The sequence below is a fragment of the Streptomyces sp. NPDC048483 genome, assembly GCF_040651455.1.
GTDB lineage: Bacteria > Actinomycetota > Actinomycetes > Streptomycetales > Streptomycetaceae > Streptomyces.
In genome coordinates, this window is sequence record NZ_JBEZJZ010000078.1 from 24,913 (window position 1) to 40,234 (window position 15,322).

Annotated in this window: 16 protein-coding genes and 3 pseudogenes; 12 read left to right on the forward strand and 7 right to left on the reverse strand. The window is 69.3% G+C overall.

All coding sequences use genetic code 11. The annotated features are described in order from the left end of the window. Positions 1–28: 28 nt before the first annotated feature. A pseudogene (locus tag AB0D04_RS30250) lies at positions 29–728 on the reverse strand (helix-turn-helix transcriptional regulator); the annotation flags it as partial. A gap of 193 nt (positions 729–921) precedes the next feature. On the opposite strand from AB0D04_RS30250, the gene AB0D04_RS30255 reads away from it, so the two are divergent. Continuing rightward, on the forward strand, positions 922–1,677 hold the full coding sequence (locus AB0D04_RS30255; protein ID WP_362709654.1) for a DUF2397 family protein: 756 nt from the start codon (positions 922–924) through the stop codon (positions 1,675–1,677). A gap of 197 nt (positions 1,678–1,874) precedes the next feature. Continuing rightward, on the forward strand, positions 1,875–2,927 hold the full coding sequence (locus AB0D04_RS30260; protein WP_362709657.1) for an MFS transporter: 1,053 nt from the start codon (positions 1,875–1,877) through the stop codon (positions 2,925–2,927). Positions 2,928–3,283: 356 nt separating this feature from the next. Here the strand turns inward: AB0D04_RS30260 and AB0D04_RS30265 are convergent, their stop codons facing one another. Beyond that, positions 3,284–3,679, reverse strand: a complete 396-nt coding sequence (locus tag AB0D04_RS30265; RefSeq protein WP_362709683.1) for a cytochrome P450 — start codon at positions 3,677–3,679, stop codon at positions 3,284–3,286. Positions 3,680–3,837: 158 nt separating this feature from the next. Further along, positions 3,838–3,981 (reverse strand): annotated as a pseudogene (locus AB0D04_RS30270) (helix-turn-helix domain-containing protein); the annotation flags it as partial. Between the two features lie 77 nt (positions 3,982–4,058). Between AB0D04_RS30270 and AB0D04_RS30275 the strand changes: the two are divergent. Next, complete coding sequence (locus AB0D04_RS30275; RefSeq protein ID WP_362709658.1) at positions 4,059–4,214, forward strand: hypothetical protein; 156 nt, start codon at positions 4,059–4,061, stop codon at positions 4,212–4,214. 91 nt (positions 4,215–4,305) lie between these two features. Here AB0D04_RS30275 and AB0D04_RS30280 read toward each other — a convergent pair whose 3' ends face one another. Next, positions 4,306–4,746 carry a GNAT family N-acetyltransferase gene (locus AB0D04_RS30280; RefSeq protein WP_362709660.1) on the reverse strand — a complete coding sequence of 147 codons (441 nt, stop codon included), beginning with the start codon at positions 4,744–4,746 and terminating at the stop codon, positions 4,306–4,308. 561 nt (positions 4,747–5,307) lie between these two features. Here AB0D04_RS30280 and AB0D04_RS30285 point away from each other — a divergent pair. The 4 genes and pseudogenes from AB0D04_RS30285 (at position 5,308) to AB0D04_RS30300 (ending at position 7,628) form a co-directional block, all read left to right on the forward strand. Then, positions 5,308–5,802 carry a class I SAM-dependent methyltransferase gene (locus AB0D04_RS30285; protein ID WP_362709662.1) on the forward strand — a complete coding sequence of 165 codons (495 nt, stop codon included), beginning with the start codon at positions 5,308–5,310 and terminating at the stop codon, positions 5,800–5,802. 147 nt (positions 5,803–5,949) lie between these two features. Further along, positions 5,950–6,045: pseudogene (locus AB0D04_RS30290) on the forward strand (IS982 family transposase); the annotation flags it as partial. Positions 6,046–6,111: 66 nt separating this feature from the next. Beyond that, complete coding sequence (locus AB0D04_RS30295) at positions 6,112–6,576, forward strand: MerR family transcriptional regulator (RefSeq protein ID WP_362709685.1); 465 nt, start codon at positions 6,112–6,114, stop codon at positions 6,574–6,576. A gap of 8 nt (positions 6,577–6,584) precedes the next feature. Continuing rightward, a complete protein-coding gene (locus AB0D04_RS30300; protein WP_362709664.1) occupies positions 6,585–7,628 on the forward strand; it encodes an aldo/keto reductase in 1,044 nt (347 codons plus the stop codon). Between the two features lie 166 nt (positions 7,629–7,794). On the opposite strand, the gene AB0D04_RS30305 is transcribed toward AB0D04_RS30300, so the two are convergent. Beyond that, positions 7,795–8,736 carry a ScbA/BarX family gamma-butyrolactone biosynthesis protein gene (locus AB0D04_RS30305; RefSeq protein ID WP_362709666.1) on the reverse strand — a complete coding sequence of 314 codons (942 nt, stop codon included), beginning with the start codon at positions 8,734–8,736 and terminating at the stop codon, positions 7,795–7,797. Positions 8,737–8,939: 203 nt separating this feature from the next. Here AB0D04_RS30305 and AB0D04_RS30310 point away from each other — a divergent pair, with 203 nt between their 5' ends. Beyond that, positions 8,940–9,575: a ScbR family autoregulator-binding transcription factor gene (locus tag AB0D04_RS30310; protein ID WP_362709668.1), complete on the forward strand. Its 636-nt coding sequence runs from the start codon at positions 8,940–8,942 to the stop codon at positions 9,573–9,575. Between the two features lie 241 nt (positions 9,576–9,816). Further along, positions 9,817–10,590 (forward strand): SDR family oxidoreductase, encoded by a 774-nt coding sequence (locus AB0D04_RS30315; RefSeq protein ID WP_362709671.1) that lies wholly within the window; start codon positions 9,817–9,819, stop codon positions 10,588–10,590. 82 nt (positions 10,591–10,672) lie between these two features. Here AB0D04_RS30315 and AB0D04_RS30320 read toward each other — a convergent pair whose 3' ends face one another. Together AB0D04_RS30320 and AB0D04_RS30325 are read right to left on the reverse strand one after the other, a co-directional pair. Next, on the reverse strand, positions 10,673–11,281 hold the full coding sequence (locus tag AB0D04_RS30320) for a TetR family transcriptional regulator (protein ID WP_362709673.1): 609 nt from the start codon (positions 11,279–11,281) through the stop codon (positions 10,673–10,675). Positions 11,282–11,516: 235 nt separating this feature from the next. Further along, positions 11,517–12,746, reverse strand: coding sequence for a transposase (locus AB0D04_RS30325; protein ID WP_362709675.1), 1,230 nt, complete (start codon positions 12,744–12,746; stop codon positions 11,517–11,519). A gap of 233 nt (positions 12,747–12,979) precedes the next feature. Here AB0D04_RS30325 and AB0D04_RS30330 point away from each other — a divergent pair, with 233 nt between their 5' ends. From AB0D04_RS30330 to AB0D04_RS30340, 3 genes are read left to right on the forward strand one after another with little or no spacing between them, the layout of a single operon-like run. After that, on the forward strand, positions 12,980–13,588 hold the full coding sequence (locus tag AB0D04_RS30330; protein WP_362709677.1) for an OvmZ protein: 609 nt from the start codon (positions 12,980–12,982) through the stop codon (positions 13,586–13,588). A 1-nt stretch (position 13,589) separates the two neighbouring features. Beyond that, on the forward strand, positions 13,590–13,838 hold the full coding sequence (locus tag AB0D04_RS30335; RefSeq protein ID WP_362709679.1) for a MerR family transcriptional regulator: 249 nt from the start codon (positions 13,590–13,592) through the stop codon (positions 13,836–13,838). Next, the gene (locus tag AB0D04_RS30340) at positions 13,835–15,079 is read left to right on the forward strand and encodes an aminotransferase class I/II-fold pyridoxal phosphate-dependent enzyme (protein WP_362709681.1); all 1,245 of its coding nucleotides are present in this window, start codon (positions 13,835–13,837) and stop codon (positions 15,077–15,079) included. Before AB0D04_RS30335 ends, AB0D04_RS30340 begins: the two co-directional genes overlap by 4 nt. Positions 15,080–15,322: the final 243 nt, after the last annotated feature.

Genomic DNA, 15,322 nt, shown 5'->3' on the forward strand with positions numbered 1-15,322 from the left:
GCAACCTCTCGATGAACTCCAGGAACTCTCATGGAGTGAGAGCCTGTGATCGGGTGATCCCATAACGGGCGGCGGCGAGTGCTGCCTGCTGCGGGTCGGTCTGAAGAGTGGCTGGATCCCTGCGCCTCGGAGTACGCGAACTTCTTGCCGTCGTCAGGCGTGACGACGGTGAACGGCCCGTCCACACCCGCGCTTTCCTCACAGTCGAGCGGCAAGACCTGGATTTCGACGTTCCGCTTCTGGCCAACGAGCAGCAGATTCTTCAACTACCCTCGAAGTACGCCCTTTCCATCAAGCCGACGCCGCAACACCGACTCGTCCATCACGAAGCTCAGAAGTGGTGAGGGCTGCCGGTCGAAGATGTTCTGACGAGCAACTCGTGCTGCCACCTGCTGCTCGGTCGTCTCCTGGTCCAGAGGCGGCCGCCGCATCGCCAGTTCCGCCCTCATGTACTCCTCGGTCTGGAGCGGGGCCTTGACTACCAGTGTGTCGTACGAGAGCAACTCGATGGCTGCCATCCCCTGGAAGAACACCGGATACTGAGCTGCTCCACCTTCTTCTTCCACACCGTCAGCAGCCCGCCCACGTCCACGACCTCGTCCGCCCGCTCGATGGTCCTGGGCGACGGGACTTGCCGCCCCTGCTCGTGCGGCGCGACCGTGGCGCCGAGTATCCGATCCGCCGGCGAACTCCTCGCGGTCCAGGGCCGCCCGTACCCGCCGCGTCTTACGCCACCGGTCTGCACGAGGGGATTCCTCGGCGCCGAGGACACCGGCAGCCGAGGGCCGCATCGCGTCGGGGCGTTCGCCACCCGCTGAGGCTGGCACCTCCGGCCCGGAGGTCCAGGCAAGACGGTCTGGGCGGAGTGCGTGTTCGCAACTCCCACGTGAGCTCGTGAACGCGGTGGAAGAATGTGCCGAGATGACCTCCAGCAACTACACCCCGTTCGCCCACCTCACCGCCCCCCACGCCCCCCTCTACCGCCAGGTGATGCGGACGTTCCTCGCGGCCAAGCAGCGGTTCGCGGTGCATCTGCGGCCGGAGGACGTGCACGCGGCCCTGGACGCGCAAAGCCGGCCCGTCGACGTCGAGGCGGTGACGCAGGCGCTGGACAAGCTCGTGGAGTGGGGGAACCTGCGGGCCGATCCGGACCACGTGCGGGTCACAGCGGTCGAGGACTTCTACCGCAGGCGGTTCATCTACCAGCTCACCCGGGCCGGTGAGGCCGCCGAGGCGGCGCTCGGTACGTACGACGCCGTGCTCGGGCGGCGCGGGGAGCTTCAGGCGGTCGCGCTGCACGACATCGTCACGCAGTTGCGGGCGCTGCTGGTGATCGCCGCGGAGGACGAGCCGGACCCGGCCGGAGGCCAGCGCGAGATTGCCGATGCCGTCCGCTCCGTGATGGAGGAACATCTGGACTCCGGTGCGCCTCTGGAGGAACTGGCGGAGGCCATCGATGCAGACCTGATCTCCCGCCACACGTATACGGCGACCCAGCCGAACGCCGACCTGATCATCCGCACGAGCGGCGAACAGCGGCTGTCCGGTTTCATGCTCTGGCAATCGGCATACGCTGAAGTCTACTTCTGTGAGTGCCACTGGCCGGACTTCCGCAGGATCGACTTCCTTCGGGCTCCGAGGGCATACACGCGGCGGCAACGTCGCTACGGGCGCTGACCGCAACCGAAAAGTTCGGGACTACACGAGAGGGGCTTCGTCAGAGTCCTATGTTAAAAATTCGCTCGCAGAGTAACAGGAACTGATGCCCGCCGATACGAAAGCCCCGTCGCTATGGCGCAACCGAGATTTTGCGTTGTTCTGGGGCGGACAATCCGTCAGCCTCATCGGCTCACAGGTCTCTGTGGGCCTTGCCGTTGATAGCTCTGCAGAAGCTCAACGCCTCCACGTTCGAGGTCGGACTGCTGACGACATTCAGCACTCTGCCCTGGCTCTTTGTCTCCTTGCCGGCCGGTGTGATGGTCGATCGCTCCCGGAAACGACAGGTGATGCTGTGGAGTGATCTCGGCAGGTTTCTGACGCTGTGCTCGGTTCCCGTAGCAGCCGCTCTGGGTCTTCTCACCCTCGGACACCTGTACTTGGTGGCGTTTCTCTCGGGTACCTTGGCTGTCTTCTTCAGCAGTGCCTACCTGAGTTTCCCAGCGATGTTGGTACCCGCTGAACAACTTGTCGACGCCAATGGCAAAGTGAGCAGCGCATCCGCGACCGCAGGTGTCCTGGGGCCGAGCCTGGCTGGTTTCCTGGTAGGGATCAGCGGTGCAGCCCGGGCCGTTGCCGTCGATGGAGTTTCGTACCTCGCCAGCGCGCTGAGTCTGCTGTTCATCCGGCATCCAGAGCCGCGACGTGAAATCCAGACAGCCGCGCAGAGCAGCTTTTTCCTGGAGATGCTCGACGGAATAAGGCTCATCGTTTCGAACCGCACCATGTCGTGCATCACCTTCGCCAACGGCGTGGGGAACTTCCTCCTGACCGCGATCAATTCTCTCTGGCTTGTCTACGCGGTCCGGGAACTCGACTGGACGGTCAAGACGGTCGGACTCGTCATGGGAATCAGTGCGGTGGGTGGTGTAGTCGGCAGTCTCCTGGCGAAACCGTTGATCAGTCGCTTTGGCCTGGTCCGGGTTCTCCTCTTCGGGCAGTTCCTGGTCGCTCCCGGCCAAGTGGTCGCGGGACTCGTCTCCAAGGGCCAGGCCGGCCAGATCCTGGTCACCATGGGCTTCACGCTGACGCTCGCCTCGGCGATCCTCTACGACATCGCCCAACGCACCTACCGGATAGCGTCCTGCGCACCTGACATGCTCGGCAGGCTCAACGCAAAGCCAAGTGGATCCAGTGGGGCCTGCGCCCCTTCGCCGGTGCTCTGGGCGGGGGACTGGGGACCTGGCTGGGGCTGCGGTCCTCGATTCTGATGTTCAGCTGCCTCCTCGTGCTGTGCCCTCTCGCGCTCTGGGTGTCCCCCCTGGTGAGGGAGTACCGGGAAATAAGGCAGGCCGAACCGGCAGTTCCGTAGCAGGCCCTCACCTCGCTGGGCGGCTGACTCGACGCAGTCGGCGCCGGTGGATCCGGGGCGACTGTTCTGCCGCCGCGAGGGCAGGCTCCTCACCCTCAACTGCCCCCGGTCTCGGGCTACTCACAGCGCCGCAGAGCTCGAGGGGGCGCCCTGGGCCGCCGCGCTTGGAAGGTGAGCCCGCGATGACGCCCGTACGTTCCCCGTACTCGCGACTGTGTGCGTGCCCCCGCCCAGGACGCCTCCCGGCTCAGGACACTAGCCAGCTGTGACCGGCAGTTCCTTGAGCGCGTGACTGCGGAAGCTCGGCCGCCAGCGGAGCTGGTCCGCCGGTACGGCAAGGGCGAGCTGCGGGAAGCGTCGCAGCAGGGTGCCCAGTGCGGTGTGGATCTCCAGCCGGGTGAGAGGTGCTCCGAGGCAATAGTGGACTCCGTGTCCCAGGGCCAGGTGGGCCTTGTCCGTGCGGCGGATGTCGAAGCGATCCGGCTCGGGGTAGCGCTGCGGGTCGCGGTGGGCGGCGGCGATGCACAGCATTACGGTGTCGCCGACAGGGATCCTGGTGCCGCCGATGACGACTTCCTCGGTGGGGAATCGTCGGATGGCCACCTGGTGGGGATGCGCGTAGCGCAGGATCTCCTCCACCGCGTCCGGCAGTAGCGCTGGAGCTCAGGCCGAGGGTCCGCCCACCGGGCCGCGGCGGCCGGCCGCGTGCAGCGGACCTGTAGCCAGGTTCGCGGCCCCCCGCACAGCCCGGAGCACCGGGATGCCCGGCAGCGGAGGGAAGTGACGTGGTATCGCGAGAACTCAAGGTCACCGGCGTCCAGTTGGCAGCCGCCTCCGACACCACCGATCGCGTTGATGCGGCCCCCGAGCATCCGCAGCTTCTCGGCATCACGGCGCACGGTGCGCGGGCTCACGCCGAGGCGGTACGGCAGTTCCGTACCCGACCAGTGCCGAAAAGTTTGCCGCCGAACGCGGACAACGTTGACCGCGCATGTTCATAGCGTCGGGTTCAGGAGGGAAGGAGATTTCCATGCCCACTCTTGTCGCCGGCGCCACCGGCAACATCGCGCACGAATCCGGGCGCTTCCACACCGTGGAGGGCCTGGACGTATGGATCTCGGGCGCCCCGTCGGCGGAAAGCACGGTGGCGAGATCGTCTTCACCGGCGCACCCAGCGAACTCCTGAAGTCGGACAGCGAACAGCTTCCGCAATCCGTCCGGCACGAGTTGCTCGACTTTCGCCATGTCCGGAGCAATGAGCTGCAGGCCTGCATCGGTCATGCGAGCCGCAAGTCGATCCAGGGGATGGTGTCTCCCGGCAGCAGGTATCGCTCGGTCTCGACGAACCCGTGCCTCTGTGCGAACCGCAGTCCGTCCTCGTTGGAGGACAGGACGACGGTCTCGATCACCTGGGCACCCAGCTCCCGCGCCCGGTTGAGCCCCCGCGCATAGAGTTCCTCGCCGAATCCCTGTCCGCGGTGAGCGGCGAGCACGCGGGCGATGACTGTGGCCGTCAGCGTCTCGTCCGTTGGCGGGCGAACCGTGCTGCAGCCCATGAGCTCATCACCGAGATAGGCGACCTCCAGGTGGTGGCGCTGGGTGCGTTCCCGTACCTCGTCCAGGGACAGGCGCTGGGTCGGGATGATCACGTTGTGCACGTACTGCCAGTCTTTGAGCGCCGAATCGCCGTCCGGCTGCTGGATACGAAGGTCAGACATTGCAGCAGGAGACCCGAGTACACCTCGGACGTCAACGCTGCTTGCCACGCGCCAGCACGTCAGCACGTCAGCACGTCAGCAAAGTTCCGTTTCCCGGGCCGGAATCGAGCAGCGCGAAGGGATGGGTCACGGGCCGGTGCGCAGGGCTGCCAGTTCCGCATCGCATCACATCACATCGCGTCTGGGGCGAGTATCACTGCGTATGCCGCTGGAAGGGCTGACCGGCGCCGGAATACGGGCCGATGACCCAGGCAGTGCAACACATTGTGTAAGGGGCCACGCTGGCACGGCACTTACCGGGTGGAGACCCCGATGAACAGCGGCTGCCAGCACTACCCGCAGTGCCAGCCACCAAAGCCCGGCATGTCGACCGGCGCGCAAGTGGCTCTCGGGTGCCAAGAGCCCGGCCAAGCCGACTCCCACCAAGAAGCCGAAGAAGAAGGCGCCCGATCTGCCGGTCGTGAAGCCCCCGCCCCCCGCCCCGCGTCTGCATAACCGGGGGCTTGGAGGCTTGGGGGCTTGGGGGCTTTAAGAACAGGTGTGACACTTGGGGGTCGATGATTGATCGCAGGCTGCGCGTCACGCAGGGTTCGGGCAGCGCTGATCCTCGACGCCGGCTGCGGCCCCGGGCGTGACCTCGCCCGGTTCACCGCCCACGGGCACGTCGCCCGCGGCATCGATCTGAACCCGGCATTCGTCGCGATGGCCAACGCCCATGCCCCCACCTCCGAGGGCGATCTCCGTGACATCGGGCGTCGTTACCCCGCCGGGACGTCCGATGGGATCTGGGCCTCCGCCTCGCTCGTGCATCTCCTTGAGTCGGAGACCGTGGACGTCCTCGGCCAGTTCGCCCAACTTCTTCGTCCCGGCGGCGCACTGTATGTGTGCCTCAAGGCCACCGGTGACACCGGTTGGCCCGACGAGCCCGACGGCCGACGCTGGTACACCGTCTGGGACGCAGAGACGTTTGCCGCCACCGTCGCCGACGCCGGGTTCACGATCGACGGGGTTGACCGGGGCGACTTCGTCGAGGTGTGGGCCACCCGCAGTCGCTGAGAAGCTGCCGGCGGCACCGGCCGGCATCACGCGTCGACCCGTTGAAGGACGCGCCGTAGTTCGCCCCGAGGTGGCCACCTCCGAGGCCCGATGGCTGCGGCACGTCTCCGCCACCCGCGGCAGATGTTCCCTTACCCGCCCCAGCAGGTGGAGTCCACGCCGGTGGGGTGCGGACGCTCACGCGAGACCGTGAAACGCTCCGACCTGGCCGGATGGGGCCCGTATGGGTGCTGCGGCAGCCACGGGACGGTTACTTCCGGGCGGAGTGCACTTGCTTCAAGTGCACTTGAACGTTCTAGCGTGGCCGGCATGACGGTGATCGACAGCACCCCCGTGAAGTCCCTGCCCGTGGACGTCTGTGTGTCCGCGGGGACGACCCATCCGCGACCCGACGGCCAGGACCGCTACACGATCAGGGAGGTCGTGGCGTACACCGGGCTCAGCGCGCCCACCCTGCGCTGGTACGAGCAGATCGGTCTGATGCCGGACGTGGCGCGGTCGCACACCGGCCAGCGCGTCTTCGACAACAGGGACCTGGACTGGCTCGCCTTCGTGGGCAAGCTGCGGCTGACCGGGATGCCGATCGCCGACATGGTCCGCTTCGCGGAGCTGGTCCGCCGGGGCGAGGCCACCTTCGACGAACGGCGGGAGATCCTGGAGCAGACCCGGCGCGAGGTCGTCGCGCGGATGGCGGAGCTGCAGGACACCCTCACCGTACTCGACGCCAAGATCGACTTTTTTGCGGGCGCCCGCCGGGCGTCGGAAAGGGCCTGAGCGCCATCATGAACAACACCATCGAGCAGATCAGCAAGGTCGAGCTGGGCACCGGCGGCCCCCTCGTCGGCGTCCAGGGCTTCGGCGCCATGGGCATCAGCGCCGCCTACGGCCACACGGACGACGCGGCGGCCCGCGACACCCTGGAGGCCACCGTCGAGGCGGGCGTCACCCTCCTCGACACCGCCGACATGTACGGCGTTGGCGCCAACGAGGAGTTCCTCGCGCCGTTTGTCGCCGCGCACCGCGACGAGATCACTCTGGCCACCAAGTTCGGCATCGAGTACCGCGCCGACGACCCGGGCTACCGGGCCATCCGCAACGACCCCGCCTACGTCAAAAGGGCCGTCGAGGCGAGTCTGCGCCGCCTGAACGTCGAGGTCATCGACCTCTACTACATGCACCGCCGCGACCCCGCCGTCCCGCTCGCCGAGTCGGTCGGCGCCATGGCCGAACTGGTGCGGGAGGGCAAGGTCAGGCACCTCGGCCTGAGCGAGGTCACCGGTGCCGAACTGCGTGAAGCGTATGCCGTGCACCCGATCGCTGCCCTGCAGACGGAGTGGTCGGTCTTCAGCCGGGACGTCGAGCGCAGCGCGGTGGGCGCGGCCGCCGAGCTCAAAGTCGCCTTCGTGCCGTACTCGCCGCTCGGCCGGGGCTTTTTGACCGGTGCCTTCACCGACGCGAACAAGGACCTCTCCAGCAGCGACTTCCGGCAGTTGCTGCCGCGCTTCACCGGCGACAACGCCAAGGCGAACGCCGCTCTCCTGGCTCCCCTGCACAAGATCGCAGCCGACCATGGCGCCACCACGGCGCAGATCGCCCTCGCCTGGGTGCAGCACCGGGCCCAGGCGCACGGCCTGACCGTCGTGCCCATCCCCGGAACCCGTAAGCGCAGCCGCCTCCTCGAAAACGCCGCGGCCACCCGGATCACGCTGACCGCCGAAGAACTGGCGCTGCTGGAGCCGCTCGCCGGCCAGGTGGCGGGCGACCGCTACTCGGACATGTCACTCACCTCCGCAGCCCGGGAAGCCCAGGGCCTGTCATCGGAGTGATCGTGCGTGGTGGTGTGGCGCGTGCCGGTGTGGCGCTCGTCGTCCTTGTGGCGGCAACCACCCACGGAAGGTGAACGGCACGGCACGGCAGGCCTGGCGAATCCCGGTCCTGCTGACGAGCGTGGGAGACGGCGGCGCTGCACCGGCATCTGGCCCCTGCGGTGCGTCAGTCGACGCTGGGGGCCTCTGTGGTCACGGTCGCGGCGTATGCCATGCGGTCGTGCTGGGTTGCGGTGACCTCGGTGCGGGGGCGGCCCTGGGAGTCCGGTTCCAGGAGGGTGGCGGTGATCCAGCAGGGGGCGTCGTACTCGACGAACCGGGAGAAGGTGACGTCCAGTCCGACGGGGAGGGTGTGGCCGGTGGGGGAGGTGGCGAGGGCGGCCTGGCGGGCGGCTTCGAGGAGGAGGATGCCCGGGGCGTGGTCGACGGGGTGGTCGAAGAGTATGGGGTGGGAGGTGTCGGTGCGCAGCTGCCACTGCCGGGGTGTCGAGGTGGGCGAGAGCACGACGTCATGGGGGAGCGTGCGGCCCACCAGGCGCGGGGACTCGGGGGGCGGCGTGGGCAGCGCGGTGGCGAGGGCGTGGGCGATCTCGGCGCGGCCGGCGCGCAGGCGCTCGTAGACGGCGGGGGAGTGGCAGACGAAGCGGGTGTCGGCGGTGGCGAGCGGAGCGCCGTCCCGGGTGACCATGAAGTGCAGGGATATGGCGGCCAGTTGACCGCGTAGGCGTTTGATGTCCGAGCCGGTGACGTGCAGTTCGAGGTCGGCGGGTCTCAGGCCGATGCCCAGGGCCTCCGGGTGGACGGTGCAGCGGAAGCGTTCCCAGCTCAGTTTGTGGCCGAACGGCAGGGCGTAGGCTGCGTGGGACAGCAGTGGCAGGGACTGGCGGATGGTCTCCCAGAGGAGCATGGGATCGTGTAGCCCGTTGTGTTCCGTGTAGAAGGAGTGCCGGCGGGGCCATTGGGCGGTGACGGTGAATGCGTCGGGTGCTGTCCGGTCCCAGCCGGTGGGGAGTACTTCGGTGAAGGACGCCCGGTGGACGTATTCCCGGGGCACCGTGCTGGTCAGGGTGGGCAACTGGGGTGCCGCTGTGCAGGCCAGAGTGGACATACGGTTCTGTTCTCCTCTGGAAGGTGGCGAGGGGGACCGTGTGGGTCCCGCGGCGGGGCCGCAAGCAATAAAATAGAGAGTGTTCTTTTTGTTTGTCGAGAGGGGAATGGTCTCGTGTGCGGCAACACCGGCTGCCGTCGGGCCCGTTGCCCTGGTCGGGGCGGCGCCGGAAGGCGCCGGTGTGTGGTGCAGGAGGCACGCGGATGGCAGAGCCGAAGCAGGATCGCGCGGTGCGGACGCGGGAGGCGATCCTCTATGCGGCCGCGGAGGTGATGGACGAGTACGGCTTCGCCGGAGCGAGTATCAGCAAGATCGCGGAGCGGGCCGGCGCCACCACCGGAGCCATGTACTTCCACTTCAAGTCGAAGGAGGACCTGGCGCTGGCGGTGATGAACGCCCAGCCGGAGACGGTCATGTCGCATCTGGACTCGACGGGGATGCAGCGTCTGGTGGACCTCACCCTGGTGTGGTCCTGGCGCCTCCAGGACGACCCCCTGTTGCGGGCCGGAGTGCGGCTCGCGGTGGAACAGGGGGCGTTCGGGCTCCAGGACGACACGTCGTTCCGCGAGTGGGCGCAGATCATGGAGGACTGCCTGGCGGCGGCGCGGGAGCAGGGGGAGTTGCTGGCGTCGGCGGATCCGTCGGAGGTGGCCGAGCTCCTGGTCGGCGCGTGCACCGGAAGCCAGCTGCACTCGCAGCTGACGAGTGGGCGCGGCGATCTGCCCGAGCGGGTGGTACGGATGTGGCGGATGTTGCTGCCCGGTATCGCCGTCCCCGCCGCCGTGGACCGCATCAGTCTGGAGGTGGGGCGGGGGCGTGTGGGGGTGACCTCTCGTTAGCCCTTGGCCCTTGGCCCTTGGCCCTTGGTCCTTGGTCCTTGGTCCTTGGCTCTTGGCTCTTGGCCCGTCGGCCCGTCGGCCCGTCGGCCCGTCGGCCCGTCGGCCCGTCAGGTCGGCTGGCGTGTATGAGGTATGACGGGGCGTCCGTTCGGCCATTGACTTGCGGGGCGGGTCGCTCGCATGATGGCGTCCGCATGGCGGGCACTTCAGTCCGTTATGTGAGAACGAACAGGTGGGGGACATGACGGCAAGCTCATTGCTGCTGGACGGCCACGTCGTGATGATCACGGGGGCTTCCAGTGGAATCGGTGCGGCGGCGGCGCGGCTGTTCGCCGAAGAAGGGGCGTCCGTCGTCCTGATGGCGCGCCGCGAGGACCGGCTCCGTACGCTGGAAAAGGAGATCGTTGCCGCCGGCGGCCGCGCGGCCGTCTCGGCCGGTGACGTCACCGACCCGGGGCACGCCGAGCGCGCGGTGGCGACGGCGGTGGAGACCTTCGGCCGGCTCGACGGTGCGTTCAACAATGCCGGCTGGGCGGTGGCCGGAACGCTGCTGCACGAGCTGGACGACTCGGTCTTCGACCAGATCATGCGGGTCAACGTGAACGGCGTGTGGAACTGCATGCGTCATCAGATACCGGCGATGCTCGCCTCGGGTGCCGGCGGGTCGATCGTGAACACCTCGAGCGTCGCAGGCCAGTTGGCCACCGGAGCGGCCGCGCCCTACATCGCGGCCAAGCATGCGGTCATGGGGCTCACCCGGGCGGCGGCCGACGAGTACGGGGACCGCGGGATCCGCGTCAACGGGCTCATCGTGGGCAGCACCCGGACCGAGCTGATGGACGAGGTCCTCCGGGAGACACCGGCGCTGGAGACCAGCTTCACCGCGCGGGCGATCCAGAAGCGGATGGCCGATCCGCGGGAAGTGGCCCAGGCCGCCGCCTGGTTGTGCAGCCGTCGGGCGTCCTTCGTCACCGGGGCGGCCGTGCCGGTCGACGGCGGCTGGACCGCCGTATAGCCCGGATGCCCTGCCGGTGGGCGGCCGGATGCACGGCCGGTGCCTTGCCGGTGCCCGGCCGGCCATGGCCATCGGACCGGTCCTAAGCGCCGCTGCCCGCGGGCGTCAGGGCGCTGCGCGCCGCGGGCGCGGGCGTGCCGGCGAGGGCCACGGCCCAGATGCGGGTGAGCTGGTCGCGTACGCCCGCGCTCTGGCCACCGGCTCTGATGACCTCCTCGGCGCCGGACACCAGATACACCACCAGCGTCTCGAGATCCTTCAGGCCGGCGTGCGGGCCGTGCTCCGCATCGGCGCGTGCCAGGGCATCCTGCAGCGCCGGAAGCCATAGGGACCGCCAGGTGACGCACGTGCCCGGCCGTTCCCGGGACAGCCGGGAGGCCGCGCGGACACCGACCGTCTCGGCCAGCAGTTGGGCGAGCGCATGGGTCAGGTCGATCACTGACTGCAGCGCCGGTACGGGCTGCGCGGCGAGACGGCACAGCGCGGCCCGTGTCGTCGCCGCACCGGCAGCCTGTACGGCGTCGGCCAGGCCGGCCTTGGAGGGGAAGTGGAAGGTGAGCGCGCCCATGGTGACGCCGGCGGTGGCGCTGATACGGGCCAGTGAGGTGCCGGCATAGCCGTGCCGGTCGAACTCGGCTCCGGCCGCGGCGATCAGCGCCCGGCGGGTCTGTTCGGCTCGTTCCTGCCGCACTACGGCCTCCTTCGGTGAGGACCTTGGTGGGGCTCCTCGGTTCCTCGGTTCCTCGGGGCGGTTGAGGGACGTGGTGCGAGTGCTGCTGACTCACGTCGGAAAGTACGTGGAGAGACTGTCCTGTGCGTCATCCGCTCCATCCGTGTGCGGCTCTGGCATGGTGAGGCGGGCTGCGGCCCGGTGGGCCTGTTGCCCTGTGCCGGCCGCGCCGTGGCAGCAGGGCCGCGCCGTGGCCCTAGGAGCAGGCCGCTATCTTCGGCCGGTGCACGGCCGGATGCCGTCGTCCGGCGGCGCCGGCCTCTCGCAGGGGGACGACCACATCGTGCCGGGGAATGCGGGGGCCGCGGCCCGTCCGCCGGAACCCGGACGCGAGGCAGCGGTAGGCATAGGCGGCGGACACCATGGTCATGTGATGGTGCCAGCCGGGGAAGGACCGGCCCTCGAAGTCGTGCAGCCCGAAGTCGTCCTCCAGCGCCTTCACCGAGGAGCGGGCCCGCGAGGCGTACGGCAGGAGACGGCGGATCTGCTCGGCGCGCGCATCGAGGTCGTTGGTGATCCAGTGACGTGCGGTGCGGGACGCGGCGGAGGAGTGCCCCGTCCACAGGCGGAAGAGGTGACTTCCGGCGGATGTGCGGGAGCCTGCGGCGGGCAGACGGACGAGGGCGGAGGACAGGACGGCGCGGTGCGAGGGTGACCGGCCGCGGCCGGCCAGGGCCTGGGCGCTGAGCAGGTGTCCGGGGAAGGGCGTCGGCGTGAAGTGCGGGGCGACGACCTGGCCGGCCGGAATCTCGATGAGGAAGGCGGTGCCTTTACGGGCCAGGGCGTCCGCCAGTTCGGCCGCACCGCCGAGGCCGCGCGCGTCGATCATGAGCGGAGCGGGCGGAGCAGGCCGCCGCGCCGGGAGTCCGTCGACGAGAGCGAGCACCTCGGACCACGCGGGCCGGCTGACGAGCGTCTCCGGTACACGGGCGCGGCGCAGCCGGCGGGGGTCGCCGCACCAGTCCTCGTTGAGCAGGATGCGCCAGTCGACGGGCACGCTGACTTCGTCGGTGGCAAGAAACAGGCCTACTCCCACCTGGCAGTTGACGGTGCGTCCGGCCTCGGGCAGGAAGCGGCGGTGTACGCCCACGGAGTGGGCGCCGCGTTTGGGCAGGGCCGCCGGGCCGACCGTCCAGGCGTGCACCGGGAGCGCGTCGGCGACCTTGCCGGCCAGTGCCTCCCGTACCGGCATCCAGTCCCAGGGGCTGGCGTTGAGGAACTGCTGCAACGACTGGGAGGCAGTGGGGGATTCGGAGACCGCCGCCGCCAGGCGCTGCAGCGACTTCCGGCCCGGCACCGTCAGCAGGCCGTGCAGATAGGCCTTGGCCCACCGGCGCTGGTCGGCGCGCGGCAGCCGGGCGAAGAGGTCCTGCGCGAAGTCGGCGACAGCCGACGGCGGTTGCTCGCTCGAGTGGTGCACGGCCATGTAACCCCCCACATGTTCCCCGCCGCGACGGACCCGGAAAATAATACAGAACGTTCGCTATTTTTCCAGGAGAGGGAACCGCCGGACCTGTGCCTGCTACGGCGGCGATACAGCGGTGTTACGGCCACCCCACAGGCTGCCTCCCGTTCGCCCGCAGCGGCCGTTGCGGGCGAGGTACGACCACGAGCCCTTGGCATACAGCCGGAGGGACACGAGAGGACATGGGGAGTGGAATGGCCGGAAAACCCGTTCGTACGCGAACCCGCCAGAACCTGATCACCACGGTCGACCTGCTCGAACTCATCGAGCTGTACGAGGAGTGCGGGCACGCGCTGCAACGCACCCGGAGCGGTCCGCGCGAGAAGGTCAGCGGATCGCGTGCCGTCGGGATCTCCCTCAGGGAAGAAGCCGTCAACGCCCGCGCCGACCTCGTGGGTGTGCTCGCATCGTGGGCCGGCACCGTGGCCGAGGCGCTGGGCACCGCCGGCCCCGCCCGGCGGGACGTCCACGACCTCGTCCGCTTCCTCGCCGACCACCTGGACTGGCTGCTCGGCCCCGCCACCGCCCAGGACTTCGCCACCGAGATCACGGAGATCACGGCGGCCGCACGCCGCGCCGCCCACCCCGAGCCGGTCCTGCGCACGGCACTGGGGCCGTGCCCCGCCCCGGACTGCCACAGCACCCTGTACTCCGAACCGATCGGCTCCCGGACCACCGGACGCCACCAGGTTCGGTGCGACGCGGGCCATGACTGGCCGCCGCGCCAATGGCTGCTGCTCGCCCGCGCCGGTACGAGTGCCGGACGCCGCCCGCAGGCCTCGCACACCGACGCGGTGGCGTGAGATGGCCCCGCCCTCCCACCGTCCCCGGCGCACCGTACCGACCCAACTGGCCGCGCTGGCCCTCGATGTGCCCCCGGCCACCGTACGGAAATGGGCGAGCCGCGGACGGCTGACCCGTTACGGTACGCAAGGCCGGGCGGAGTACGACCTCGACGAACTCATCGCCCTGCACGACAAACGCCAGGCCACCGCCTCCTCTTCGCGTCAGCAACCCAGGAACTCCCCTCAGCAGCCCACGAACAGCAGATGACCCGCACCCACACCCCGCAGCAGCCACTCCGCCCCATGCGCCTGCCCGCCGAGAGGACACCCCCCGTGCCCGCCGCCCACCACCCCGAGACCCGAGCCATCCACGTCGAGATACCCGACCTCGACGGGGCACGCCCGCTCAACGTCCCGCTCTACCAGACCGCCAATTTCGCCTACGACCACACGGAGGACCTGGCGCAGGCCATCAACCGGCCGGAGTCCTTCGCCTACCTCCGTAACTCCAACCCCACCGTGCGCGCCCTGGAGAACGCCGTCACCTCGCTGGAGGGCGGCGCCGCGGCGCTGGCCACCGCGAGCGGTATGGGCGCCATCCACACCGTGCTGCACACCCTCCTGAGCAGCGGCGACCACGTCATCGCCCAAAAGCATCTGTACGGGGGCACGTTCGCCCTGCTCAAGGACCTCGCCGCGCGCTTCGGCATCGAAACCACCTACATCGACGCGCAGGACCCGGCGGAGGTCGCCGCAGCCCTCCGCCCCACCACGAAGGTCCTGTACCTGGAGACGCTCTCCAACCCCACGGCGCAGGTCACCGACCTTCCGGCGTTCTTCGCCGCGGGCAAGGAGGCCGGTCTGACCTCCATTGTGGACAACACCTTCGCCTCACCGGTCGGCTGCCAACCGATCGCGATGGGCGGCGATGTGGTGGTGCACTCCTCGACCAAGTTCCTGTCCGGACACTGCGATGTCCTCGGCGGCATCGCCGTCTTCGCCGACGCCGATCTGCACCGCAGCGTATGGTCGCGCTCGCTGGAGACCGGCCCGATCGCCGACCCGTTCGCCGCCTGGCTGACCCTGCGCGGACTGGGCACACTCGGCCTGCGGATGCAGCGCCACCACGACAACGCCGACGCACTGGCCCGCTTCCTCTCGCGGCACCCCGGAGTGGACAAGGTCCACTGGCCCGGCCTGGAGGACCACCCCGGCCACGCCCTCGCCCGGCGCCTCCTGCCCAACGGATACGGCGGAGTCTTCGCCATCGACGTCGCCGGCGGCCGCCAGGAGACCCTCGAATTCACCGGGCGGCTGCGCCTCGCCGACCGCGCCGTCTCACTGGGCGGGTACAAGACCCTCGTCCAGCAGCCGTCCGCCACCTCGCACCGCTCCATGGACGCGGAGGGCCTGCGGGCCATCGGCATCACCGAGGGCACGGTGCGTATCGCCGTCGGCCTCGAGCACATCGACGACCTCTGCGCCGACTTCGCCCAGGCCCTCGGCTGACCCTCCCGCATCCGCCGCGGCCACGGACGCCAGGCCTTCGCCGTAGGCGGAGGCCTGGCCCGCCGCCGTCCGGGCCCTCGCCCACAGGGTCGTGTGGTGCTCCTGCAGGGAACGGATCGGGCAGCCTCCCTCGCCGTACCGGCGCAGTGCCTCGATGCCTTGTACGGCGGCGGCGAGTGCCTGGACGGTGGTCAGGCAGGGGATGCCGCGGGCGACGGAGGCGGTGCGGATGTCGTAGCCGTC